At 66.8% G+C, this 24,352-nt stretch carries 21 protein-coding genes; 6 read left to right on the top strand and 15 right to left on the bottom strand.

Going from position 1 to position 24,352, the window contains the following annotated elements; all coding sequences use genetic code 11:
- Position 1: 1 nt before the first annotated feature.
- From BLT73_RS12305 to BLT73_RS12260, 10 genes are all read right to left on the bottom strand, one after another.
- Entirely contained in the window at positions 2-934 is a 933-nt protein-coding gene (locus tag BLT73_RS12305) for a carbohydrate ABC transporter permease (protein ID WP_090524210.1), read from the bottom strand.
- A complete protein-coding gene (locus tag BLT73_RS12300) occupies positions 931-2,190 on the bottom strand; it encodes an ABC transporter substrate-binding protein (protein WP_090524208.1) in 1,260 nt (419 codons plus the stop codon). The genes BLT73_RS12305 and BLT73_RS12300 overlap by 4 nt, the downstream gene beginning before the upstream one ends.
- A 30-nt stretch (positions 2,191-2,220) precedes the next feature.
- Positions 2,221-3,393 carry a PLP-dependent transferase gene (locus BLT73_RS12295; RefSeq protein ID WP_245727320.1) on the bottom strand — a complete coding sequence of 391 codons (1,173 nt, stop codon included), beginning with the start codon at positions 3,391-3,393 and terminating at the stop codon, positions 2,221-2,223.
- A complete protein-coding gene (locus BLT73_RS12290) occupies positions 3,386-4,117 on the bottom strand; it encodes a FadR/GntR family transcriptional regulator (RefSeq protein WP_245727318.1) in 732 nt (243 codons plus the stop codon). Before BLT73_RS12290 ends, BLT73_RS12295 begins: the two co-directional genes overlap by 8 nt.
- Before the next feature lie 217 nt (positions 4,118-4,334).
- Positions 4,335-5,465: a RuBisCO large subunit C-terminal-like domain-containing protein gene (locus tag BLT73_RS12285; RefSeq protein WP_090524205.1), complete on the bottom strand. Its 1,131-nt coding sequence runs from the start codon at positions 5,463-5,465 to the stop codon at positions 4,335-4,337.
- Positions 5,462-6,463 carry a transketolase family protein gene (locus tag BLT73_RS12280; protein WP_090524204.1) on the bottom strand — a complete coding sequence of 334 codons (1,002 nt, stop codon included), beginning with the start codon at positions 6,461-6,463 and terminating at the stop codon, positions 5,462-5,464. The genes BLT73_RS12285 and BLT73_RS12280 overlap by 4 nt, the downstream gene beginning before the upstream one ends.
- Position 6,464: 1 nt before the next feature.
- On the bottom strand, positions 6,465-7,394 hold the full coding sequence (locus tag BLT73_RS12275) for a transketolase (protein ID WP_090524203.1): 930 nt from the start codon (positions 7,392-7,394) through the stop codon (positions 6,465-6,467).
- 51 nt (positions 7,395-7,445) lie between these two features.
- The gene (locus BLT73_RS12270) at positions 7,446-8,486 is read right to left on the bottom strand and encodes a substrate-binding domain-containing protein (RefSeq protein ID WP_090524202.1); all 1,041 of its coding nucleotides are present in this window, start codon (positions 8,484-8,486) and stop codon (positions 7,446-7,448) included.
- Between the two features lie 26 nt (positions 8,487-8,512).
- Positions 8,513-9,529 carry an ABC transporter permease gene (locus tag BLT73_RS12265; protein ID WP_090524200.1) on the bottom strand — a complete coding sequence of 339 codons (1,017 nt, stop codon included), beginning with the start codon at positions 9,527-9,529 and terminating at the stop codon, positions 8,513-8,515.
- Positions 9,526-11,058, bottom strand: a complete 1,533-nt coding sequence (locus BLT73_RS12260) for a sugar ABC transporter ATP-binding protein (RefSeq protein ID WP_090524199.1) — start codon at positions 11,056-11,058, stop codon at positions 9,526-9,528. Before BLT73_RS12260 ends, BLT73_RS12265 begins: the two co-directional genes overlap by 4 nt.
- 150 nt (positions 11,059-11,208) lie before the next feature.
- Here BLT73_RS12260 and mtnK point away from each other — a divergent pair, with 150 nt between their 5' ends.
- Both mtnK and mtnA read left to right on the top strand, forming a co-directional pair.
- Positions 11,209-12,477 (top strand): S-methyl-5-thioribose kinase, encoded by a 1,269-nt coding sequence (gene mtnK / locus BLT73_RS12255; protein ID WP_090524198.1) that lies wholly within the window; start codon positions 11,209-11,211, stop codon positions 12,475-12,477.
- A complete protein-coding gene (gene mtnA / locus BLT73_RS12250; RefSeq protein WP_090524196.1) occupies positions 12,474-13,595 on the top strand; it encodes an S-methyl-5-thioribose-1-phosphate isomerase in 1,122 nt (373 codons plus the stop codon). The genes mtnK and mtnA overlap by 4 nt, the downstream gene beginning before the upstream one ends.
- Positions 13,596-13,602: 7 nt before the next feature.
- Here the strand turns inward: mtnA and BLT73_RS12245 are convergent, their stop codons facing one another.
- Positions 13,603-14,577, bottom strand: a complete 975-nt coding sequence (locus BLT73_RS12245) for a sugar-binding transcriptional regulator (RefSeq protein ID WP_090524194.1) — start codon at positions 14,575-14,577, stop codon at positions 13,603-13,605.
- A 107-nt stretch (positions 14,578-14,684) separates the two neighbouring features.
- Between BLT73_RS12245 and BLT73_RS12240 the strand changes: the two genes are divergently transcribed.
- Complete coding sequence (locus BLT73_RS12240; protein ID WP_090524193.1) at positions 14,685-16,745, top strand: bifunctional aldolase/short-chain dehydrogenase; 2,061 nt, start codon at positions 14,685-14,687, stop codon at positions 16,743-16,745.
- Between the two features lie 9 nt (positions 16,746-16,754).
- Here the strand turns inward: BLT73_RS12240 and BLT73_RS12235 are convergent, their stop codons facing one another.
- Positions 16,755-17,156 (bottom strand): DUF6636 domain-containing protein, encoded by a 402-nt coding sequence (locus BLT73_RS12235; protein ID WP_143025673.1) that lies wholly within the window; start codon positions 17,154-17,156, stop codon positions 16,755-16,757.
- Between the two features lie 290 nt (positions 17,157-17,446).
- Here BLT73_RS12235 and BLT73_RS12230 point away from each other — a divergent pair, with 290 nt between their 5' ends.
- From BLT73_RS12230 to BLT73_RS12220, 3 genes are read left to right on the top strand one after another with little or no spacing between them, the layout of a single operon-like run.
- The gene (locus tag BLT73_RS12230; RefSeq protein WP_090524189.1) at positions 17,447-18,304 is read left to right on the top strand and encodes a putative selenate ABC transporter substrate-binding protein; all 858 of its coding nucleotides are present in this window, start codon (positions 17,447-17,449) and stop codon (positions 18,302-18,304) included.
- On the top strand, positions 18,301-18,960 hold the full coding sequence (locus BLT73_RS12225; RefSeq protein WP_090524188.1) for an ATP-binding cassette domain-containing protein: 660 nt from the start codon (positions 18,301-18,303) through the stop codon (positions 18,958-18,960). Before BLT73_RS12230 ends, BLT73_RS12225 begins: the two co-directional genes overlap by 4 nt.
- On the top strand, positions 18,953-20,449 hold the full coding sequence (locus BLT73_RS12220) for a PhnE/PtxC family ABC transporter permease (protein WP_245727316.1): 1,497 nt from the start codon (positions 18,953-18,955) through the stop codon (positions 20,447-20,449). The genes BLT73_RS12225 and BLT73_RS12220 overlap by 8 nt, the downstream gene beginning before the upstream one ends.
- A gap of 258 nt (positions 20,450-20,707) precedes the next feature.
- On the opposite strand, the gene proX is transcribed toward BLT73_RS12220, so the two are convergent.
- The 3 genes from proX to proV form a co-directional block, all read right to left on the bottom strand.
- On the bottom strand, positions 20,708-21,724 hold the full coding sequence (proX, locus tag BLT73_RS12215) for a glycine betaine/L-proline ABC transporter substrate-binding protein ProX (protein WP_090524185.1): 1,017 nt from the start codon (positions 21,722-21,724) through the stop codon (positions 20,708-20,710).
- Positions 21,725-21,797: 73 nt separating this feature from the next.
- The gene (gene proW, locus BLT73_RS12210; protein WP_090524184.1) at positions 21,798-23,000 is read right to left on the bottom strand and encodes a glycine betaine/L-proline ABC transporter permease ProW; all 1,203 of its coding nucleotides are present in this window, start codon (positions 22,998-23,000) and stop codon (positions 21,798-21,800) included.
- Entirely contained in the window at positions 22,993-24,195 is a 1,203-nt protein-coding gene (proV, locus tag BLT73_RS12205; RefSeq protein WP_143025672.1) for a glycine betaine/L-proline ABC transporter ATP-binding protein ProV, read from the bottom strand. The genes proW and proV overlap by 8 nt, the downstream gene beginning before the upstream one ends.
- Between the last annotated feature and the right edge of the window lie 157 nt (positions 24,196-24,352).

Here is a 24,352-nt window from a genome sequence, read left to right as displayed (position 1 = left end):
CTTATGTCCTGACCAGCTTCTGGCGCACGACCAGCAGGATCAGCGCATAGGCAAGCAGGATCAGCAGCAGCGCGACGGCGATGGCCGAGGCATAGCCGAAGTCGAGCTTCCGGAAGGCCGTGGTGAAGACATAGGAGGACAGGATCTCGGTCGATCCGGCCGGGCCGCCGCCGGTCATCACATAGATCATGTCGGCGAAATTCGCGATCCAGATGGTGCGCAGCATGACGGTGATGACGATCATCGGCGCAAGGAATGGCAGGGTGATCTTGCTGAAACGCTGCCAGTCGCTGGCGCCGTCGATCTCGGCCGCCTCGTAGAGCTCGGATGGAATGGATTGCAGCGCGGCCAGCAGGGTGATGGCAAAGAACGGCACCCCGAACCAGATATTGGCCAGGATCGGCCCCCACATGGCCAGATCCGGGTCTCCGAGGATGTTATAGGGCTCGTCGATCAGCCCCAGCCCGGCCAGCCAGTGCGGGAACGGCCCGATCACCGGGTTGAACAGCCAGGCGAAGGTCAGTGCGGTCAGGAAGGTCGGCACCGCCCAGGGCAGGAACACGAGCGCCTGGAACAGCCGCTTGCCGCGAAACGAGGTGTTCAGCAGCAGTGCCAGACCGAGGCCGAGGAAGAACTGGAAGAACAGCGACCCGCAGGTCCACAGCGCGGTGTTGCCGATCGCGGTCCAGAACTTGTCGTCCTGCCACAGCGCGGCGTAGTTCTCGAACCCGACCCAGCCGGTCTCGAACGGCTTCAGCAGCGCAATGGACTGGAAGGAATAGGAGATGCCCAGGATCAGCGGGAACAGGATGACTGCGCCGATCAGGACAAGCGCCGGACCGACATAGAGATACGGCTCCAGCAGATAGCGCAGGTAGAAGGAGCGCCGTGCCCGGTCCGCACCGGGCACGACATTTTTGCGGGCTGATCTCATTCCCCGGCTTTCCACTCGCCGTATTGTTCGGTCAGGAACGCCGCCCATTCATCGGCCAGATCCTGCGCACTGCGATCGCCCAGAAGCGCCTGCTGGCTGGTTTCCGGCACGATGCTGTCGGCGAAATAGCCGAACTGCTCCAGATAGCTGGGCATGATCGTCGGCACGTAATCCGGGCTTTCCATCGTCTCGAACCAGCCGGCGAACTGATCGGTCCTGAAATGCGGATCCTCGTCGGCGCCCTCATGGATCGGGATGACGCCGACGCGCTTGGTCCAGGTGGCGTTCGACTCCGGCGTCGAGAGATGGGCGATCAGATCGAAGGCCTCGTCCTTGTGCTCGGAGGTCTCGAAGATCGACCAGCCGACGAAGCCCATCGTCGGATAGGCCTTGCCGCCCGGCCCGACCGGCATCGGGATCACGGCGAAATCCTCGGCCGGCATCCGCTCCGCCACCGCGATCAGCGCGTCGGGATCCTGGTCCAGAAACGCGCAGGTGCCGGAATAGAACCCCGCGACGATCTCGTTGAAGCCCCAGTTCACGCTGTCGCGCGGCGCATAGCCTTCCTGATACATGTCGATCAGGAATTGCAGCCCCTCGACCGAGCCGGGCTCGTTGATGCGGCTCTGCCCGTCCTCGGTGAAGAATTCGTTGGTGCCGTTCATCGCCGCGGCCATCATCACCCAGGCGTTCAGCCCGCCCGGTCCGCCGCGCAGGCAATAGCCGGATTTGCCGTCCAGTTCCGACACGGCAGCGGCGGCGGCCTTGAACTCCTCCATCGTCTTCGGCGGCGCGACCCCCGCCTCTTCCAGCAGCCTCTTGTTGTAGAACATCGCCCTCAGATAGAAGCCGTAAGGCAGCATATAGGCCTGGCCGCCCGCGTAGCGCGCCATGTCCATCGTCTTGGCCGACAGCGTGTCGCCATGCTCCCACCCCGCGATCCGATCCTCGAGATTGACCAGCATGTCGGAGCCGGCATAGAGCGACAGCCAGCGTTCGGGCATCTCGACCACGTCGGGAATATCGCCGCCCGACACCATCGTCGCCAGCTTCTCGAAAGCCTGCCCCCAGGGCAGCGAGACGATCTCGACCTCGACGCCGTCATTGGCGGCCTCGAATTCATCGACCATCTGCTGAAGCACCTCGGTGCGTTCGGGGCTGGTAATCACCTCGACGAGTTTCAGGCTGGTCTGGGCCGCGGCCGCCGATCCCATCAGGATCGTCGCCATTGCGGCGGAGATTGCGAGATGTTTCATGGTGTTTCCTCCCTTTGATTATGTATTTTCTCAGGTCCGGGCCGCATCCAGCGCGGCACAGAAATCGCGCCAGAGATCGTCTGGGTCCTCCAGCCCGAGGCTCAGCCGGACGAGGCGCGGCGGCACGCCGAAATGGCGCATCGGATTGGGGTCCGCAGCCTGCGCCAGCCCGACCCCGGCCGGCAGGATCAGGCTCTCGAAGCCGCCCCAGCTCACCCCGAGCCGGAACAGCTTCAGCGCATCCGCGAAGCGCGGAATATCCACCGCCTCGCGCAACTCGATGGAGAGCAGGCCGGACCGGCCATTCAGCCCCATCTCCGGCGCCGGCCCCGGCGCGTGGATCGCCGTGACCTCGGGCCGCGTCTCCAGCCCCGCCACGAACTGCGCGGCGCTGCGCTGATGCTGGCGCATCCGCGCGTCCAGGCTGCGCAATCCGCGGGTCAGCAGGAACGCCTCGAACGGCGCCAGCTTGGCCCCGAACAGCGTCAGCGCGTGGCTGCGGATCCGCGCCGCGATCTCTGCACTGGTGCAGACCACGCCCGCCACCGTATCGGAATGCCCGCCGATATATTTCGAGGCCGAATGAAGCGAGACGTCGATGCCATGGGTGATTGGCTGCTGAAGCACCGGCGTCGCCCAGGTGTTGTCGATCACCGTGATGGTGCCGTGCCGCCGGGCGTGACGCGCGATCCTGGGCAGATCCATCATCCGCATCATCATCGAGCCGGGGCTTTCCAGATAGGCCAGCTGCACGCCGGACAGAAGTTCGGGGTCATCCGCGAAGGCGCAGGGATCGTGATAGCTGATCTCGATGCCGAAGGGCCGCAGATGCGTCTCCATCAGCCGGAACGCGTCGGAATAGACATGGGTGACGCAGGCCAGCCGGTCCCCCGGCCGCAACAGCGACAGAAGCGTGGCCGAAATCGCCGCCATGCCCGAGGCGAATCCGATCGCGGCCTCTGCCCGCTCGGCGCGCGCCATCAGATCCTCGAACGCCGCGACGGTCGGGTTCTGGACGCGGGTGTAGATCGGGCTGTCGCTCTGCCCGGACATGCGCGCCTCGAAGGCGACGTAATCGGCGAAGGTGAAGAGCGAGGTCTGAACGATGGGCGGCACCGCCGCGTCGATGCCGCCATCCGGGCGGTGGGGTTCGGCCAGCAGCGTGGCGATGCGCGGATCGGTGGGGGTGGTCGGGTTATCCACGCGCGGCCTCCATTTCGCGAGCCACATCCTCCGCCACATGGTCGAGGATCGCGGCCATGATCCGGGAGGCGCGCGGCGCGTCGCCGGACACGATCGCCTCGGCCAGCGGGCGGTGCATCGGGATCGTCGCCTGTCCAAGCTGCGGCTTGCCGAGCGGCGCGGTATAGACGCTGTCAAAGGCCCGCTGGATCTGGGTGATGAACTGCCCGAACAGCGGGTTGCCGCTGGCGGCGTGGATCGCGTTGTGAAAGCGGTGGTCGCTGTCGCGCCAATCCTCGCCCGCCTCATACACCGCCAGCAATTCGGTCATGCGCGCCCTGATCTCGCGCCGCTGCTGCGGTGTGGCATGTTCCGCCGCCAGCCGCGCGGCCTCGATCTCCAGCGGGCGGCGCACGGCATGGGTGCGCAGCAGGCTCTCCGCCTCGATCTTGAGATGCAGCGGCAGGTGGATCGAACCGCTCGTCACCTCGGCGGCCAGCACCGTGCCGGCCCCCTTGTTGCGGGTGACGATGCCCATCTTCTGCCAGGACATCAGCGCCTCGCGCACCTTCGAGCGGCTGACCCCCAACCGCCGCGCCAGCTCGATCTCCGGCGGCAGACGATCCCCGACCTTCAGCCCGGCCAGTTCGACCAGCCCGGCCAGCGTCTCCAGCATGTCGCGCCCGGTCTCGATGCGCCTCGCGTGCTGCAACATGGCATCGGCGGATGTCGAGATGTCGGCCATTGGCGGCGTTTTCCTCCCTGCTTCTGGCAGGTTACAACTATGTCTGACAAAATCAACAACTATGTCGGACATAGTTTCCTGTGGCGCATGACGTGCCGCTCCGCAGGTCGTGCCACGCGGCCTCGAGCGGCAGAGCCGGTCACGGAGTCTGGAGACGACGTGCAGGGAGATGGTCGCCGGTCAGGCTGGCTGGCAGAGGCGCAGCGATCCCGCTGCCTCAGGCCCCCGCCGCATCCGCGGCATCGACGGCGCGGCGCATCGCAGCCACCGCGCGGTCGATCCGCGGCGGATCGGCAAGCAGGCTGCCGCCAAGCAGATAGACCACGTCCGGGCCATACATGCGGACCATGTCGGCGGCCCGGTCCACGCTCATCCCCCCGCCGGGGCTGGGCAGGATCGGCCGCCCCGGCCCGCCCGCGTCGCGGCAGTGATCGGCAATCTCGTGGCACTCGCCGGCGCTGAAGCCGAACCGGCCGCCGACATTCGGAAAGACCGAGATATCGGCCCCGGCGAGCCGCTGGATCGTGCCGAACATGACACCATGGGCGATCCCTGTGTCCGCCGCCAGCACATAGGGTCCGAGAAAGGCGGGATGGGTCATCACCGGCAGGTCAAATTCTGCGTCGCGGGCGATGCGGTCCACCACCCCGAAACCGTAAAGGCCCGGCATGACAAGGATCCCCCCTGCCCCGGCCTGTTTGGCAAAGCGCAGATTTTCGGAGATCTCATCCACCCGGCCGGAGAGGTTGGGAAAATACAGCGCCGATCGGCCCTCCGCCGCATTCGCCTTGCGCACCGCCTCCGCCACCGCCTCCACGCGCGGTCGGAACGGCGCGGTCGGCTGACCGGCCAGCCCGTGATCCTCCTTCACGATGTCCGCGCCGCCCCGCACGCAACCGGCGGCGAGTTCGGCGAACGCCCCCGGTGACAGCCCCATCGGCTTGAGCACCGGGGAGATCATGCCGCCGGACCGGCGTCCGGTCAGCCGGCGCAGCCCCGCGATGCCAAAGCGCGGGCCGGGGAAGCGCCGGGCCATCTCATCGCCCGGATCAATCGCGATGACCCTTATGCCCTGCTGGATCGAGCTGTTGCCGAAGATCACGTTGAGAAACTGCGTGATCTCGTCGCCCGCGCTGTCGGGCGCATAGCTGATCGTGGCGTGATACACACCCGCGCCCGCGCTGCCGATTTCCTCGATGCGGCCGACGATCTCATCGGCGATATGGCCCTCCGGCACCACGGCGCGCGGCACTTCGACGGTCTGTTCCAGGGCAATCGCCTCGGCCCGCGCGCGCGCATCAGCCGGATCCGACGCACGGATCCCGTAGGTGACGGAAAACCGGCTCACAGCGCCTCGGCCTTCACCGCCGAATGGACCGCGTCCAGCCGCACCGCGCCGAGCGCATCCTCGTCGATGCCGCTCTCCTCGCCGGTCAGCCGCTCGATGGCGCGCACCAGCGTCAGCGCATCCATGCCGTAATATTTCATCAGATAGGGGCGCGATCCGCCATGCGCATAGCTGTCCTGAAGCCCCAGCCGGATCAGGCGGCGGCCCAGCCCCGCCTCGGCCAATGCCTCGGCCACCATCGAGCCGATCCCGCCGGTGACCAGGTGGTTTTCCAGCGTCACCACGCCGTGGCGCACCGAGGATGCATGATCGACGATCTGCGCCGCGTCGAAGGGCTTCAGCGTGTTCAGATGCAGATGGCGCACCGAGACCCCGGCCGCGTCGAGCGCGCCGCGTGCCCGGATCGCTTCCTCCGTGGTGATCCCCGCCGTCACCACCAGCACGTCGCGGCCTTCGGACAGCACCCGCATCCGGCCGATTTCCAGCGGCGTGTCGAACAGACGCGGGACCGACCCGCGCAGAACCCGGCAATAGACCGGGCCATCGACGCTGTCGGCGGCGGCGACAATGCTTTCCACCTCTGTCGCGTCGCCCGATTCCAGCACGGTCATATTGGGGATGGTGCGCATGACAGAAAGATCCTCGATCGCCTGATGGGTCATGCCGCCCGGCGTGGTCACGCCCGGCAGGAAACCCATCAGCCGCACCTTGCGGCGCGGATAAGCGATCGAGGCCATGAGCTGGTCATAGGGTCGGCGGTACAAAAAAACACCGAAACTGTGTAAAAACGGCCGATACCCGGCCAGCCCAAGTCCGCCGGCAAAGGAGAGCATGTTCTGCTCTGCCATGCCCAGCGAAAGGAATTGTTCAGGATGCCTGTCGCGGAACCCGTCGATCTCGCAGCTCGAAGTCAGGTCGGCGGACAGGCACAGCACGTCGGGATTGGCCACGGCATGGGCCTCGAAGGCGGCGGCATAGGGGCGGTTGACCATCTCCATCTCAATGCGCCTCCAGCTCGACGGGCGGGATGCCCAGCTCTGCCGCAATGGCCTCGTTCATCTCGGCGCGCTCCTCGGCGGTCTTGAAGCGCACGTAATGCAGGCGCGGGAAACGCCGCATCAGGAAATCCATGCCCTGGGTGGGGCTGGAATGGGCCAGCACGATCAGCGGCCGGCCCTCATGCGGGGTGGTCCGCGCCTCGCGCAGCGCGTCCAGGTCATGGGCGTCCACCTCGGCTACCACCGCGCCGAAATCGCGGAACTTCGTGGCGATGTCGCCCACCTCCATAACGCTGTCCATGGCACCGTCGCATTGCTGGCGGTTCACATCCATCAGCGCCCAGAGATTGTCGATGCGGTGATGGGCGGCGGCCTGCACCGCCTCCCAGGTCTGGCCTTCCTGCACCTCGCCGTCGGACATGAACACGCAGACCTCGCCGGTCTCACCGCGCCGCTTGCGCCCGTAGGCGAGCCCCGCCCCGGTGGACAGGCCGATCCCGAGCGTGCCGTTATGCACCTCCATGCCCGGCGAATGCTCCGCCCCGATCATCTCGACGGATGATCCGTCGCGGTTGAACATCTCCAGCCCTTCCGCCGCCATGCGCCCGGTCTCGATCAGGCAGGCATAGGCGACAAGCGCGTAATGCGCCGGCGCGATGAACAGCCGGTCATGGACCGCATCGAAGGGGCCGTTATATCCGGCCCCGGTGCGGTAATCCCGGTTCTCCGCCGACGGCACGCCGCCGAAGGGCTCGGGCACCATCGGCATGGTCGAGGGGCCGAGATTGAGCGCCTCATTATACAGAAACGCCAGTTGTTCAGCCGCCGAACAGGCCTGGCTGAGATAGCCGCCATTGTTGCGCATCGCATGCTCGAACACGCGGCGACGGATGCCCAGGGCGATGTCTTCGGTCGAGCGGGAGTTGCGCAAGGATGACCTCGTTCGGATGAGCGGGGGCCCGCAGGCCCCCGCAGGTTGCAATCAGCGTTCGGGCAGTGTCATCCAGTCCGACACCGACACGTCGGCATGGACAAACTCGGGCAGCTTGGCGCCCAGCTCCTCCATATTGGTGATCTCCAGCTCGTTGAGTTGGTCCTGGGTAATCAGCGTCGGCGGCACGATGACCTGCGGGGCGACCTCTTCACCGGCGAGATACTGCGCCAGCGTGCGCACCGACACCTCGCCCACCACCGCCGGGTTGGTCGCGGCCGTGGCCTTCCAGGACGAATCCGCCTCGCGCATCAGCGCGATATCCGCGGTGGAGATATCCGCCGAGTAGATCGAGACATCCTGCGACAGCCCGGCCTCGTCCACGGCGATCTTCACGCCCTTGGCGAATTCGTCGTAAGGCGCGAACATCACCGTGATGTCGGGATTGGCCGACAGGACAGAACGCGCCTGATTGGCGACCGAATTGGCGATGGGGTTGTCCATCGTGCCGAAGGCGGCTTTCTCGGTGATGCCGGGATAGGTCTCCTTGAATTCCACCCAGGTCTCGTTGCGCCGGTCTAGCGGTGCGATGCCGGGGACATAGACATAGCCCGCGACCCACTCCTCGCCATTGTCTTCGATCGCCTGTTCCAGTGCCAGCCGGGCGAGATCCCGGTCGGACTGCTCGATCTGCGGGATCGCCTCGTTCTCGACATTCACGTCGAAGGCCACGACCTTGATGCCCGCATCGACGGCGCGCTGCGCGGCCTCCTTCATCGATTCGGTCAGCCCGTGCTGGATGATGATCCCGTCCACGCCAAGCGCGATGGCCTGATCGACCATATCGGCCTGTAGCGCCGCGTCCTGCCTGCTGTCGAAGACCTGCAATTCCACGCCGAGCGCCTCAGCCTGTTTCTCCACGCCCGAAAGATAGGCCTGGAAGAAATCGCCGGTGGACAGATAGCGGACGAGCGCGATCCTGACATCGCCCGGATTGTCGAAGGGCGCGGGCGCGCCATCCTGCGCCAGCACCAGCCCGGGCCACATGGCCGCGCCGCCCATCAGTCCGATCAGTGTTCTTCTGGAAATCATGGCTTCCTCCCTTGTTATCCCGAAGTTCAGTGCCGCGCCCGGCCGCGACGGCCGGACAGCGCGAAGGTAAAGACGAGCGCAATGACCAGGACCGCGCCCTTGATGAAATCCTGCGTGTAATAGGGCGCGTTCAGCATCGTCAGCCCCTGCAGCAGGATGCCGACGAACAGCGCGCCGATGGCGGTGCCGAAGGCGTTGGGCTTGGCCGCGCCCAGAACCGCGAACCCGATCAGCGCCGCCGCGACCGCGTCCAGCAACAGGTTGTTGCCCGAGGCGACATCGCCGCGTCCCAGCCGCGCGGCCAGCAATATCCCCCCGAAAGAGGCCAGCGTGCCGGAGATCACATAGGCCAGGATGCGATAGCCATTCACGTCGATCCCGGCCAGGGCCGCGGCCCGGTCGTTCGATCCGATCGCATACATGATCCGCCCGTGCCGGGTCATTTCCAGAAAGATCCAGATCAGCACGGCAATGGCGATCAGGAACACCACCGACAGCGGCAGCAGATTCTCGATCACGACATCCAGCCGGTGACGGCCCAGCATCAGGAATGAGGGCGAGAAGGTGCCGGTGGCGTTGCTGCCATCCGGCAGCGCCATGCCGGTCGAGATCGAATTCCCCTCGGTCGGGATGCGCTGCAGTCCCATCAGCAGGAACATCATCCCCAGCGTCGCCAGCAGGTCGGGCACCCGCATCTTCACGATCAGGACGCCGTTGATATAGCCGACCGCCGCCCCCATCAGCAGGCACAGCGCCACCGCCTCGATGGCGCCGAGTTGCCAGATCACCTGCGCATAGGCAGCAAGCATCATCGATGAGGTGGCGACCGCGCCGATGGACAGATCGAACCCGCCGACCACCAGCGTCGCGGTGACGCCAAGCGCCAGAATGCCGGTGATCGCCACCGACTGGAAGATGAACACCGCGCTGCGCGCCGACATGAAGGCCGGTTGTGCCACGGAAAATCCGACGATCAGCCCCGCCATCAGCAACAGGAAGCCGTAGCGGATGCCGAATTCGACCGGATCGAACCCCCTGCTCATGTTCCAACCCCCAGCTGCGCACCCCCGGACGGCGGCGGGGCGGTGTCGGTCACCTGCGCCATCAGCAGGTCGAGGTCGATCTCGGCATTGCGGTGCGCACCGGCGATGGAATGCTCGCTCATCACCAGGATGCGGTCCGCGATCTCCAGCGCCTCGTCGATCTCGGCGCAGAGCACCAGCGTCGCGCGGTCAGCGGCGCTGTCCCGGATGCGGCGGCCGATATCGCGGCGCGCCTCGATATCGACGCCCTGGAACGGCTCGTCGAGGATCAGCAGACGGCACGGCTCGGCCAGCCAGCGCGCCACCACCACCTTCTGCTGATTGCCGCCCGACAGGGTCAGGATCTCGTCGCGCGGCCCCTGGCAGACAACGCCCATCATGTCGATCATCCGCGCGGCGGTTGCCCGCTCCGAACCGCGCCGCATGATCGAAAGCGCCCCCTGATGCCGCGACAGGAAGGGCAGCGTGATGTTGCGCGCAATATCGAAATCCGGGATCACGGCATTGCGCAGCCGGTCCTTCGACAGGTGGAACACGCCCTGCCGCACCGCATCGCCCGGCGATTTCGGGCGGAAGGGCTTGCCGTCCAGCGACATCTCTCCGGATACCGGCGCCGAGACGCCGAACAGCGCCTCTGCCAGCGCCGATTTGCCCGAGCCGACCAGCCCTGCGACCGCGACGACCTCGTTCTCGCGCAGCGTCAGATCGAAGGGGCGCGCCCCCTCGCGCAGCCGCATCCCGGCCGCCTCGATCACCGCGCCTCCGGCGTCGGGAATGCGGATATCGACCTCGGTGATCTCATGGCCCAGCATGGCGCGCACCGCGCCCGCGTAATCCAGATCCCGCCCCTCGAACGTGCCGGATATCTGCCCGTCGCGCATCGACACGATCCGGTCGGCAAGACGCCGGATATCCGACATGCGGTGCGAAATATACAGGATCGCCACGCCCTCCGCCTTCAACTGCTCGATCAGCGCGAAAAGCCGCTCGGTCTCCGCCGCCGACAGCGACGATGTCGGCTCGTCCAGGATCATCAGGCGCGGCCGGTGCGCCATGGCCCGCGCGATGGAGACGAGTTGCCGGTCGGCGAGGCTGAGGCTCGCCACCTCGCGCCCCATCGCGACATCCAGCCCGACCGCATCCGCGATCCGCCGCCCCTCCTCCCGCATCCGGCGGCGATTGAGGAAGAAGCCCGAGCCGGAGGCGAGATCGTCGAGCAGCAGGTTCGAGGCCACGTCGAGATCGGGCGCGACGCCTTCGTTGATGTTCTGATGCACCGTCACCACGCCCGCCCGCAGCGCATCGACCGGCGCGGCAGGCGCAAAGGGACGCCCGCCCAGCATGACGCTGCCGCCATCGGGCCGGAACACCCCGCAGAGGATTTTCACCAGGGTGGATTTCCCGGCGCCATTGGCCCCCATCAGCACCGTCACCTGACCGGCGGGCAGGGTCAGGTCGATGCCGCGCAACACCCGGTTGCGGGCAAATGACTTGGTCAGACCGGCAATGGCGATGGCATTCGCGGGCACGGCATCTCCCCCTTCTGTCCCGACGCTAACGCCGCGCTTCCACAAATGTCAATAATGTTTGACATTTGCTTTCAGAGCGGAAATCCTGCCCCTGTCCGACGACGAAGGACGGGTGCGGCGCGACGCGCTCCACCCGGAGGGAGGCGAGACATGACCAAACCCGCCTATGAGGCGCTGACACCCCGCACCCTGCCACAAAGGCTTGGCACGCTGCCGGCGCTCACCGACCGGGTCGGCCCGCCCGATGGCTGGGACGTGACCGAGGTGGGCGACGGAAATCTGAACCTTGTCTTCATCGTGCGCGGCGATGCGGGCGCGGCCGTGGTCAAGCAGGCCCTGCCCTATGTCCGGCTGGTCGGAGAATCCTGGCCGCTGCCGCTGAAACGCAGCTTCTTCGAATATCACGCGCTGATCCGGGAGGAGGCGCGCGATCCCGGCGCGGTCCCCGAGGTCTTCCATTTTGACGAGGACCAGGCGCTGATCGTGATGGAATATCTCGACCGCCACATCATCCTGCGCCAGGGTCTGATCCAGGCCCGGCGCTATGACGGGCTGGGCCGGATGCTGGGCCGGTTCTGCGCGCGCACGCTGTTCCGCGGCTCCGATCTGTCGATGAAGGCGCCCGAGAAGAAGGCCGATGTGGCCCTGTTCTGCGGCAATGTCGAGCTGTGCGACATCACCGAGAACCTGATCTTCTCCGACCCGTATTTCGATGCCGAGATGAACCGCCATACTGCCGGGCTGGACGCCGCGGTGGCGCGGCTGCGCGCCGATCTTGCGCTGAAGGTCGCGGCGCAGGAGCTGAAGCTGGACTTCACCACCCGCGCCGAGACGCTGCTGCATGGCGATCTGCATACCGGCTCGGTCATGGTCGCGGATGACGGCGATTACCGTGTCATCGACCCGGAATTCGCCTTTTACGGGCCGATGGGGTTCGATATCGGCATGCTGATCTCGAATTTCCTCATGGCCTATATGTCACAGCCCGGACATGAGAGCGAACCGGGGGATCGCGCCACCTACCAGGACTGGCTGCTGGCCGCGACCGACGACATCTGGTCGGCCTTCGCCGAGGCGTTCTCGCGCCTCTGGCACGAGGAGCGCCGCGGCATCCTCTACCAGGCGACGCTCTACGAGGATCAGGGCCATCACCAGGCGGCCGATGTCGCGCTGGCACGGCGGCTTGACGCGATCTGGCGCGACGCGCTCGGATTTTGCGGGGTAGAGATGCACCGCCGCATCCTCGGGCTGGCCCATAACGCGGATTTCGAGACCATCTCTGACGAGGCAAGGCGCGCCACCTGCGAGGCGCGCGCCCTGGCGCTCGGCACCGCCGCCATCCACGGCCGCGACAGCATCAGCGACATGGGCGCATTGCTGGAACTGGCGCGCAGAACCGGAACGGAGGATCACCTGTGAAGATCGACGGCAAGCCTTTCCGATCCATCTGGCGCGACGATGCGGGCGAGGTGCGGATCATCGATCAACGCTGGCTGCCGCATGAGCTGCGCATCGTCCCGCTGGACAGCCGCGAAGATTTCGCCACCGCCATCCGCGACATGTGGGTGCGCGGCGCGCCGCTGATCGGGGCGACGGCGGCCTACGGCGTGGCCTGCCAGATGCGGCGCGATGCGTCGGACGCGGCGCTCTCCGAGACATGGGAGATCCTGCACGCGACGCGGCCGACCGCCATCAACCTGCGTTGGGCGCTTGACGAGATGGACCGGGTGCTGCGCCCGCTGCCGCCCGGCGACCGCGCCGCGGCCGCCTTTCGCCGCGCCGACGAGATCGCCGAGGAAGATGTGGAGATCAACCGCCGCATCGGTGAGAACGGGCTGGCGCTGATCCGCGAGATCGCCGCGGCCAAGCCCGATGGCGCGCCGGTCAATATCCTGACCCATTGCAATGCCGGCTGGCCCGCCACGGTGGATTGGGGCACCGCCACCTCGCCCATCTACCACGCGATGGAGGCCGGCATCGCCGTCCATGTCTTCGTGGACGAGACCCGCCCCCGCAACCAGGGCGCGCAGCTGACCGCGTGGGAGCTGAACAGCGCCGGGGTGCCGCATTCACTGATCGTGGACAATGCCGGCGGCCATCTGATGCAGCATGGCGAGGTGGATCTGGTCATCGTCGGCACCGACCGGACGACGGCGCGCGGCGATGTCTGCAACAAGATCGGCACCTATCTCAAGGCGCTCGCCGCCAAGGCCAATGACGTGCCCTTCTATGTCGCCCTGCCCTCGCCCACCATCGACTGGACGGTGACGGACGGCCTGCGCGAGATCCCGATCGAGGAGCGCGACGGGGCAGAGATCACCCATGTCCAGGGCCGCGACGATCAGGGCCGCATCACCACCGTGCAGATCAGCCCCGACGGGACGGAAGGGCGCAACCCGGCCTTCGACGTGACCCCGGCCGAGCTGGTGACGGGGCTGATTACCGAGCGCGGCATCTGCTCGGCCAATGCCGACGCCATGGCGCAGATGTTCGGGGATCTGAAGAACGCCGCGCAGGACCGCAGGCATGGCGGCTGATCCGCCATCAGCCCGCCGCGCTCAGCAGCGCCTCGGCCACGGTGGTGCAGGTCACAAGATGGGTGACGTAGCCGCCCCGGATCGCGGCCATGCTGGCCTCGACCTTGTCCTTCCCCGGCGTGACCAGAATGCCCATCGGCAGGCCGGTCAGACGCTCCATCGGGATGCCGATCATGCGCGCCTCCATCGGGCCGGGAATGGCGCGGCCCCCGGCATCGACGAAGCGGCCGCAGATCACCCCCGCGGCACCCGCGGCGACGTAATGATCCAGATCCGCCTGCGTCGCCAGCCCGGCGGACATGATATGGCTGTCGGGCAGGATGGTGCCGACCGAGAACAGCAGCTTGTTCAGCGTCTCGATCCCGGCGAGCTGGCGCGAGATGATCGGCTCGGCGCGCAGCGCGGCGGCGAGATCCGCCGACGACAGGATGGCCGGCGCGTGCAGGTTCAGGCAGCGCGCGCCAAGCCGCTGCGCCAGCCTGGTCGAGCAGGCCTCGGCCGTGAACCCGTAGGGCGTCGCCATCGAGCCGACAAGCTGCAGCACGGTCATGTCCGCAATGTCGTGGCGTTCCAGCGCCGCCGCCAGATCGAACACGGTGCGCCCCCAGGCCACGCCCAGCCTGTCGCCCGGCGCCAGCAATTCCGGCAGCCACAGCGCCGCCCCGCGCACCACCCGCATGAATTGCTGTTCCTGCGTCGTGCCCTCATCCGGCACCACATAGGCGGCGGTCAGCCCGAATCTCCGGCAAAGCTCGGCGGCAAGACGATGGGTGGTGAAGGCCGGCGCGGCCAGGGTGATGCGGATCAGCCCCTTCTCGCGCGCCTCCTGAAGATAATTCACCACGGTCGCGCGGGAGATGCCGAACGCCTCGGCAATGTCCTTCTGGTTCAGCCCGTCATGGTAATACAGCCATGCGACCTCGATCACGGCGTTCTCGCCGCTGACCCGTCCCATCGTCCGGCGCTTGCTGAGCTGGTTCATCGCAAGGCTGTTCTACGTTTGACAGACATATTTGACATTTGTAAATAATAGCACTGGCCAGCCGATGGGCAAGCCCCGACGGATATCAGCACAGGGAACCCGCCCCGATGATCGAGAACCGCTGGAACGAGGACGAGGCGCGCGAGCTTCAGGACCGGGCCGGTCCCGACCCTGCCGCGCGCGAGCTTGCGCTGCGCGTCTATTCCTCCCGGCTGATCGGTCGTGATCCCGATCTGGTCATGCATGGCGGCGGCAACACCTCGCTGAAGGCGCAGGCGCGGGATGTCTATGGCGATCTGGTGGATGTGCTGCATATCAAGGGCTCCGGCTGGGATCTGGAGACGATCGAGGCGGCCGGCCTGCCCGCCGTGCGCATGGCCCCGCTGGCGCGTTTGCGCGGGCTTGCCGAGCTGTCGGACGAGGCGATGGTGAATGTGCAGCGCGCGAACCTGCTCGACAGCGCGGCGCCGAACCCCTCGGTGGAGACGCTGCTGCACGCCTGGCTGCCGCATCGCTATGTCGATCACACCCATGCCACCGCCTTCCTGACGCTCGCCAACCTGCCCGAAGTGGCCGAGGCGACGCGCGAGATCTTTGGCGACCGGCTGACACTGGTGCCCTATATCATGCCGGGTTTCGCCCTGGCCAAGGCGGCCGCCGACGCCTATGCGGCCAACCCCGATGCGGAGGGTCTGCTGCTGGTCAATCACGGGCATTTCACCTGGGGGCCAGACGCGAAATCATCCTATGACCGGCTGGTGGCGCAGACAAACGAGGTCGAGGCCTGGCTGGCCGCGCGGCGCAAGGCGCCGCTTTACCCGGCGGCCTCTGTTGGCCCGCCGCCCGATCTGTCGGGGCTGCGGGGCGCGCTCGCCTCCTGCCTGCCGGAGGGCGCGGCACTGCCGGTGCTGGATCTGCGTGACGATGCGGCGATGCGCGGCTTCACCTGCCGCGATGATCTGGCGGAGCTTGCAGGGCGCGGCGTGGCAACGCCCGACCATGTCATCCGCACCAAGGGGCATCCGCTTGTGATCACAAATGAGATCCAGCAGGCTGGACCCGGGGCGATGCGCAAGGCGGTGGCAGATTTTGCAACCGATTACACCACGTATTTCGAGCGCAATGCACCAAACGCGGCCAGTCCAAAGACGATGCTGCCGCCCATACCCGGCCTGGTCTGGATCGCGGGGCGCGGCATCGTCGGCGTGGGCGCAAATGCCGCCGCAGCCCGCATCGCCGCCGATATCGGCTGCCAGACCGCGCGGGTCATGTCCGACGGCGAAGCGGCGGGCGAGTTCCGGCCGATTGGCGAGGCCGATCTGTTCGACATGGAATACTGGTCACTGGAACAGGCGAAGCTGGGCCGGGGCGCAGTACCAGGTTTTCGCGGTCGCATCGTGCTGGTGACGGGCGGTGCGGGCGCCATCGGGCTGGCCACTGCCAGGGCCTTCGCGGCGGAGGGGGCTGCGCTGTTCCTCGTCGATCGCGACGCGGAGGCGCTGTCCTCCGCCGCCGCCGAGCTTGGCCGCGACCACGCAACCCATCACTGCGACATCACCGCCGATGGCGCGGCGGCGCAGGCGGTGGCGGCCTGCGTCGCGCGTTTCGGCGGGCTGGATATTCTCGTCTCCAATGCCGGGGCGGCGACAGGCGGCGAGATCGCGACCCTGGCGGACGAGACGCTGCGGCAGAGTTTCGAGCTGAATTTCTTCGCTCACCAGGCCATCGCGCAGGCGGCCACCGCCGTGTTCCGCCGCCATACCGAAGGGCGTGGGACGCGCGGTGAGCGGGATGCCGGGCAGATCCTGTTCAACGTCTCGAAACAGGCGGTGAATCCGGGCCGGAATTTCGGAGCCTACGGCCTGCCGAAAGCCGCGACGTTCTTTCTGCTCCGCCAGCTTGCTCTTGAACTCGGGCCGGAGGGGATCAGGGTCAACGGCGTCAATGCCGACCGGATCCGCTCGGGGCTGCTGACCGACGAGATGATCCGCACCCGTTCGGCCGCGCGCGGGCTGGACGAGACGCGCTATATGGCGGGCAATCTGCTGGGCCGCGAGGTCGAGGCGGGGCACGTGGCGCAGGCTTTCGTGATGCTCGCCCGCGCGCCGCGCACCACGGCCCATGTCATGACCGTCGATGGTGGCAATATCGAGGCCGCCCTGCGCTGAGGCAGCCCGCTACCAGATGCGCTGCGCGGCGCGGGACAGAAGAAAGCCGTGGCCTGCCGGGTTTTCGCATTGCAGCCCTGTCTTTTCGGAGCGGCAGGCGATCTGGCCGAAGCGGGCCGACACGCCGTAATCTGCGACATCGCTGTAGCTGGATTTCCGCGGTGGCGGGCCGCAGATGATCTGCGCGGGTCCGTTGCGGTCAAGCCGGACGTGATGGCCCCAGACCGCCGGGCAGGCGCCGCTGTCCGGCGCGGCGGGCGGACCGCTGCGTTCGACGATGCTGCAAAGGATTTCATCCGCTTCCACCGACCCGTTGCAGTAGATATTGCCCGATGGGGTGCGGAATCCGTAGCCATCTGCCGATGCCGCCGTTGCAGCGGCGACGAAACCGAGGGCGAGGATGGTCTTCATGGTCAGTCCTCCGTCAATCATTACACTGGCAGGCCGGCTGCGAAGCGTCAGTCATGGCCGCCCGCCCACAGAGTGCCGACCAGTGCCGGGATGCGGCAAGGGAGCAAACACAGTTTTGGTTAACCGGGTATCGCCACCCCGGCCTTGCACTCGTCCCGGAACTGCGCTCCCATCAGTCCAATCCGACCGCACCTGCGCAGATTCCGCTGGCCTGCCCGGCGGGCGGTGCTTATTGCCGGCCCTGCCGGATCGTCCGGCGCGTCGTCTTAACCATTGGAGCCTGAAACCTCATGTCGCTACGCACCCTCCTCTCCGCCGCGTTCCTGATGGCTGGCCTGTCCTCGGCGCAGGCCGAGACGCTGTATTTCTCCGCCATCCCGGATGAGGACGATACGGCGCTGAAGGCGCGCTTCGACAAGGTGGCGGCGTATCTGGCGGACGAGCTGGGCGTGGATGTCGCCTTCGTGCCGGTCAAGAGCTACGCGGCCTCGGTCACCGCGTTTCGCAACGACCAGATCCAGCTTGCCTGGTTCGGCGGGCTGACCGGGGTGCAGGCGCGCATGGTCTCGCCCGGCGCCACGGCCATCGCGCAGGGGGTGGAGGACCGCGAGTTCGTCACCTATTTCATCGCCAATGCCGAGACCGGGCTGACCGGGTCCGATACCTTCCCGATGGAGATGGCGGGCCACAGCTTCACCTTCGGGGCCAAGACCTCGACCTCCGGGCGGCTGATGCCCGAATACCATATCCGCGAGGCGACCGGGCAGGCGCCGGACGCATTCTTCTCGCGCGTCGGGTTTTCCGGCGATCACAGCCAGACCCTGCGGCTGGTCTCGACCGGCGCCTACGAGATCGGGGCGCTGAATTTCTCGGTCTATGACAAGGCGGCGGACGAGGCGCTGCCGGAGGTCGAGACCGCCCGGATCATCTGGAAGACCCCGCCCTATCCCGATTACAACTGGACCATTCGCGGCGACGTGGATGCGCGGTTCGGAGACGGGTTCACCGACCGGGTGCAGGATGCGCTGATCGGCATGGACGACCCCGATCTGCTGGCCAGCTTCCCGCGCTCGGGCTTCATTCCCGCCGACAATGACGACTATGCCCCGATCGAGGCTGTCGGCAAGGAGCTGGGCCTGCTGGAATGAAGGCGCGGCTCGACGGGGCGGAGCTGGGCTACGGCGCGGCGACGGTGCTGCGCGATGTCAGCCTGACCTTGCAGGAGGGAGAGCGCGTGGTGCTGCTCGGCCCGTCGGGCGCGGGCAAGACGACGCTGCTGGCGGCGATCCACGCCCAGTTGATCGCGCGGGACGAGCGCGTGGCCCTTGTGCCGCAGGATCACGGGCTGGTGCCGCAAATGTCGCTCAGGCGAAATGTGTATATGGGCCGGCTGGACGATCACGGGGCGGTGCGGAATCTCGCGCGGCTGATCTATCTGCCGCGGGGGCTGCGCGACCAGATCGCGGCGGTGCTCGCCCCGCTCGGACTTTCGGATCACGCCACAAGCCCGGTCGAGGCGCTGTCGGGCGGCCAGCGGCAGCGCACTGCCCTGGCGCGGGCGCTGTTTCGCGGCGGCGGGATGCTGATTGCGGACGAGCCGGTCTCGGCCGTCGATGCGATGCAGGCTGCGGAGATCATGGCGCTGCTGTCCGCGCGCTTCACGACGGCGATGATCGCGCTGCATGACGTGGCGCTCGCCCGCAGCTTCGCCACGCGGATCATCGGGCTGCGTGACGGCCGCATCCGCTTCGACGCGGCGGCAGACCGCGTCACCGATGCCCAGATCGCCCGGCTTTATGGCTGATCGCCTCTCTCCCATGCGGGTCACGACGCTGTTTGTGGCGCTGGCGCTGATCCTGCTGCCGGTGGCCGATCTGTCCACCGCCGGGCATGATCCCTGGCCGCTTCTGGGCCGGATGCTCGCGGGGTTTGCCCGGCCGGATTTCGCCGCGGTCGAGACGCTGGCCCATGCGCTGTCCCTGACCGTGGCCTTTGCCGTGGCGGCCGTGGCGCTCGGCGCGGCTGCGGGTTTCGCGATGGCGCCGTTTTATGACCGCTGGCCGGTGCGCGCACTGTGCATCGCGCTGCGGTCCATTCACGAGATCTTCTGGGCGCTGCTGCTGATCCAGGCGATCGGGATCGGCGCGCCGGCAGGGGTGCTGGCGCTCGCCCTGCCCTATGCCGGGATCTTCGCCAAGATCTATGCCGAGCAGATCGAGGAGGCCGATCCGCGCCCGCGCCATGCGCTGCCGCCCGGCACCGATGCGATCTCGCGCTATCTCTATGCCTGCCTGCCGCTGATCCGCGCGCCGATGGCGGGATACACGCTCTATCGGCTAGAATGCGGGATGCGGGCCAGCGTGGTGATCGGCTTCATCGGGCTGCCGACGCTGGGGTTCCAGCTCGACAGCTTCTTTCGCAAGGGCGATTACGGCGCCGCCTCGGCCATCCTGATCTGCTATGTGGTGCTGATCGCCACGATCCGGCTGTGGATGCGGCCGAAACTGGCGCCGCTGTGGCTGGCGCTGTCGGTGGTGCTGCTGGCCCGGATCGACGCCCCGCCGATGGGCGAGGGGGCGGTGTGGCGGCTGCTGAGCGAGGACATGATCCCGGCGCCACTGCGCGCGGGCGAGGGGCTGGCCGGCCTGATCCCCTGGCTGCGCGAGATGACGCTGACGGAGATCCTGCCGGGGCTGTGGAACACGCTCATCGCCACGCAGATCGCGCTCGTGCTGACCGGGGCCATCGCGTTTCTGGGGTTCGGGCTGACTGTGGCTGCAGTCACGGGCCGCGTCGGACGTCTGGCCGGGCATCTGGGGCTGGTGGTGCTGCGCAGCCTGCCCGAATACATGCTGGCCTATCTGTTCCTGCAGATCCTCGGCCCGTCGCTCTTGCCGGCGATCCTGGCGCTCGGGCTGCATAACGGCGCCATCATCGCCCATCTTCTGGGCCGCGAGGCCGCCGCCGTGACCCCCGTCCTGCGCGCCGACGCGCCGCGCGGATGGTCGCTCTGGGGGTGGGAGCTGGTGCCGCGGCTGTTCGGCCGGTTCCTGGCGCTGTGCCTCTATCGCTGGGAGATCATCCTGCGCGAGACCGCGGTGATGGGCATTCTTGGCATCGCCACGCTGGGATTCTTCATCGACAGCGCGCTTGCCGAATTGCGCATCGACCGCTCCGTAGTGATGCTGGTCGTGATCGCCCTGCTGAGTGCCGGGATCGACGCCATCTCGCGCCATCTGCGCCGCCGGATGAAGCTGCGCCCGGTGACCGGCGCGGATTGCGCCGCCGTCTGAGGGCGTCGGGGGAGACGCTGCGTGGACACCGTGCAAAGGGAGGTCACCGGCCGACGAGCGGGCGCTGTGATTGCGAGAAACCGATACGCATATTGCGTGACCCCGAGCCCGAGATTTACCTGCTGAGCGTTCGGACCGCCCAACGTGCGACCCGCGCCGCCCGTTCCATGTCGGCCTTTTCTTGAACAGCCGCGTCACATCACAATAAAAATGCCGGCCCGAAGGCCGGCATTGCTGCTCTCATCCGAGGGTCTGCTCTTACTGTGCGGCGGCGCGCGCCTCTTCCAGCCAGCCGTCGAAGGTCTCGCGATTGGCCTCGATCCAGCCATCGGTGTGACGCTCGATATCCGCCTCGGAATCCTGGCCTTCCTGCATCAGCAGGTTCTGGGCGCTGATGTCGTTGGACGGCAGTTCCATGATCGCAAACAGCTTGGCCGCAGCCGGGTTCGCCTCTGCCCATTCACGGTTGGCGATGATGTGCTGGGTGTTGGCCTGGAAGCCGTAATTCTTGCCGTTGGGCAGAGTCGTGTCGACATCCGCCCGCTCGCCCGGAAGCGAGGAGAACGGCACTTCCAGCCAGACCACATCCTCGCCCGGCACCAGCACGCCCGAGATCCAGTAGGGCGTCCAGGTGTAGTAGAAGATCGGCTCGCCATTCTCGTAACGGGTGATGGTGTCGGCGATGATCGCGGAATAGGAGCCCTGGTTGTGGGTGACCGTGTCGCGCAGCTCGAACGCGTCGAGTTGATGCTCGATCACCTGCTCGCAGCCCCAGCCGGGGGTGCAGCCGGTCAGGTCGGCCTTGCCGTCGTCGTTGTTGTCGAACAGCGCCGCGATCTCGGGATCCTGCATCTGCTCGATATTGGTGATGCCGTATTCATCCGCCGTGGCCTTGTCGATCAGATAGCCCTGAAGCGCGCCGGGCGAATAGGTCCCTTCGCGATAGATCTTCTCATCGCCGCCGGCCTGGTTGAAGAAGTCGATATGCAGCGGATCCCAGTGATCGGCCAGGAAGGTGCCGTCGCCATTCGCGATGGCCACATGGGCCGCGGCATATTCCAGTTCGCGGATATCCTCGACGTCGTAGCCCAGTTCTTCGAGCGCCTTCATCACCAGCATGGTCTGGAAGGTTTCCTCGGCGATGGAGGATTTCAGCGGCGTGACCGTGACCCCCTCGCCCGGCATGTCCTGAGCCAGCGCGGCCCCGCCCGCGATCAGGCCGATCCCGGCGGCGGTCAGCGCCGCGATGCTGCTGCGTGTGAATCTGTCGAGCATATGTCGTTCCTCCGTTGAAACAGTCGATTAGGGTTTTCCGGTCTGCGCCCCCGCGCCATGCGGGGGGAGCGATCTATTCGGCCGGGTTGGTCTGGCCTTCCCGCTGCCTGTCGCTGCGACCTAGAAGCCGCCGGGCATGGCCCACCGGGCCGCGCTCGTTCCAGGCGACATTGCCGCGCTCGCGTTTCGACACGCCCATGGACTGGGTCATGCGGTCGATGATGATGGCCAGAAGCACGATGCCCAGCCCGCCCACCGTGGCCAGCCCCATATCCAGCCGCCCGATGCCGCGCAGCACCATCTGGCCCAGCCCGCCCACGGCGATCATCGAGGCGATGACCACCATCGACAGCGCCAGCATCAGCGTCTGGTTGACGCCTGCCATGATCGTCGGCATGGCGACGGGCAGTTGCACCTTGCGCAACATCTGGCTGTCGGAGGCGCCGAAGCTTTTCGCCGCCTCGATCAGGTCGGCGGGCACCTGGCGGATGCCCAGATTGGTCAGCCGGATCAGCGGCGGCAGGGCGAAGATGATGGTCACGACGACGCCGGGCACATTGCCGATGCCGAAGAGCATCACGATGGGCACCAGATAGACGAAGGCGGGGGTGGTCTGCATCGCGTCGAGAACCGGGCGCATGATCTTGGCCGCGCGGTCGTTGCGCGCCAGCCAGATCCCCGTCGGCAGCCCGATCAGGATGCAGAAGAACACCGAAGTGAACACCAGGGCCAGCGTCACCATCGCCTCGTCCCAGGCCCCGATCAGCCCGATGAACACAAAGGACAGCACCGCCCCGATCCCCAGCCGCGGCCCCGAGGCCTGCCAGGCCAGAAGACCTATCAGCGCGACCATCAGCATCGAGGGCACGCCGAGCAGCGCGGTCTCGATCGCGGTCAGCACCCCGTCCACCGGCCAGCGGATGGCCTGGAAGATCGGGCGGAAATTCGACACCACGAAATCGAGCGCGCTTTCCACCCAGCTTTCCAGCGGGATCACCGCGTGGTCGAACGGATTGAGAATGTCGAAGCTGCGCTCCTCGGCGGAACCGGCCAGCCAGTCCGGCGTGGCATCGCCGCCGCCTGAACTCGCGCCCCAGGGATTGTCGGCATCGGCCGCGGCGGAGGCCGCGTCGCCCGCCATGCCGGCCTCGGCTCCGGCCGGAGCCTCGCCCGGTGCGGCTTGGGAGCTGGCGCCGCCCTGCCCCCAGGGATCCTCGGCCGCCCCGGTTTCGGCCTGGGCCAGAATGATCGTCTTGTCGCTTGCGGCATCAGACATCTTCGCTCTCCCGTTCCAGCGCACCCAGCAGGATCGCCCGCGACACCACGCCGCGATAGCGCCCGTCCGCGTCCACCACCGGCAGGCCGCAAGGTGCCGCATTCACCGCGCCGATCACGTCCCCGATCCGCTCATCCGCCGAAAGCGGGCGGATATCGGGAAGGATCGCGCGCGCGATCTGCGGATCCTCGGTTTTCATCTCGGCCTTCAGACTGTCGGCGGAGACGACGCCGCGAAACCGCTGCGCGGCATCCACCACATAGGCGAAATTGCGGTCCGCTGCGGCGATGCGCTCGCGCGCGGCATGGACCTTGCCCTGCCCGTCAATCACCGTCACCTGCTTTTTCTGCGCGATGTCGCCCACAGAGATCACCCCGGTAATATCCACCCCGCGGAAGAAGGAGCGGACATAATCATTCGCCGGATTGTTCAGGATCTCGTCCGGCCGGCCGACCTGCACCACCTTGCCGCCTTCCATGATGGCAATCCGATCCCCGATGCGCATCGCCTCGTCCAGATCATGCGAGATGAAGATGATGGTGCGCTTCTCCTTCTCCTGCAATTCCAGAAGCTCGTCCTGCATCTCGGTGCGGATCAGCGGGTCGAGCGCGGAGAACGCCTCGTCCATCAGGAGGATCGAGGGATCATTCGCCAGCGCCCGCGCGAGACCCACGCGCTGCTGCATGCCGCCCGACAGCTCGTTGGGATAGCTTTTCGGATGCTGGCCCAGACCGACCTGTTCCAGCGCCGCCTGCGCCCGCGTCTCGCGCTCGGCCTGCGGCACGCCGGAAAGCTCCAGCCCGAAGGCCGCATTCTGCAACACGGTCATATGCGGCATCAGCGCGAAGGACTGGAACACCATCGAGATATGCTTGCGGCGGAAGTTGTTCAGATCCTTGTCCGACATCCGGGCGATGTCCTGCCCCTTGACGACGATGGCCCCGTCCGAGGGGTCGATCAGCCGGTTCAGCATCCGCACCAGCGTCGATTTGCCCGAGCCAGACAGGCCCATCACCACGAAGATCTCGCCCTCGCGCACGTCGAAACTGGCGTCGCAGACACCGATCGTCATGCCGGTGCGTTCAAACACCTCGTCCTTCTCCAGCCCGTCGCGGTAAAGCTTGATGGCCTGGTCCGGCCGATCGCCGAATACCTTGAACAAGTCTCTGACTGACAGCGCGGCATCTGCGTCCAAAACTGCCCCTTTCGATTTTTCATTCCGGGCGCGACACGCGCCGATGGGAGGCGGCCAGCGATGCAGCCACTCAACTCCTGCGGTCTCCGCGCAACCCAGAGGGTTGCCGCCGAGACCGCCCCTAACCTGCCCCAGTTCCTATTGCGTTGTAAAGCTA

The sequence above is a fragment of the Paracoccus isoporae genome, assembly GCF_900101865.1.
GTDB lineage: Bacteria > Pseudomonadota > Alphaproteobacteria > Rhodobacterales > Rhodobacteraceae > Paracoccus > Paracoccus isoporae.
This window is presented reverse-complemented; position numbering and strand designations above follow the sequence as displayed.

Coding starts and splice junctions, on each gene's coding strand:
- BLT73_RS12305 (WP_090524210.1), bottom strand. CDS start 934: ATGAGATCAGCCCGCAAAAATGTCGTGCCCGGTGCGGACCGGGCACGG.
- proW (WP_090524184.1), bottom strand. CDS start 23,000: ATGTCTGATGCCGCAAGCGACAAGACGATCATTCTGGCCCAGGCCGAA.
- BLT73_RS12290 (WP_245727318.1), bottom strand. CDS start 4,117: ATGGCCGACATCTCGACATCCGCCGATGCCATGTTGCAGCACGCGAGG.
- BLT73_RS12265 (WP_090524200.1), bottom strand. CDS start 9,529: ATGAGCAGGGGGTTCGATCCGGTCGAATTCGGCATCCGCTACGGCTTC.
- BLT73_RS12225 (WP_090524188.1), top strand. CDS start 18,301: ATGAAGGCGCGGCTCGACGGGGCGGAGCTGGGCTACGGCGCGGCGACG.
- proX (WP_090524185.1), bottom strand. CDS start 21,724: ATGCTCGACAGATTCACACGCAGCAGCATCGCGGCGCTGACCGCCGCC.
- mtnK (WP_090524198.1), top strand. CDS start 11,209: ATGACCAAACCCGCCTATGAGGCGCTGACACCCCGCACCCTGCCACAA.
- BLT73_RS12245 (WP_090524194.1), bottom strand. CDS start 14,577: ATGAACCAGCTCAGCAAGCGCCGGACGATGGGACGGGTCAGCGGCGAG.
- BLT73_RS12270 (WP_090524202.1), bottom strand. CDS start 8,486: ATGATTTCCAGAAGAACACTGATCGGACTGATGGGCGGCGCGGCCATG.
- BLT73_RS12300 (WP_090524208.1), bottom strand. CDS start 2,190: ATGAAACATCTCGCAATCTCCGCCGCAATGGCGACGATCCTGATGGGA.
- BLT73_RS12230 (WP_090524189.1), top strand. CDS start 17,447: ATGTCGCTACGCACCCTCCTCTCCGCCGCGTTCCTGATGGCTGGCCTG.
- BLT73_RS12240 (WP_090524193.1), top strand. CDS start 14,685: ATGATCGAGAACCGCTGGAACGAGGACGAGGCGCGCGAGCTTCAGGAC.
- BLT73_RS12235 (WP_143025673.1), bottom strand. CDS start 17,156: ATGAAGACCATCCTCGCCCTCGGTTTCGTCGCCGCTGCAACGGCGGCA.
- BLT73_RS12220 (WP_245727316.1), top strand. CDS start 18,953: ATGGCTGATCGCCTCTCTCCCATGCGGGTCACGACGCTGTTTGTGGCG.
- BLT73_RS12280 (WP_090524204.1), bottom strand. CDS start 6,463: ATGGAGATGGTCAACCGCCCCTATGCCGCCGCCTTCGAGGCCCATGCC.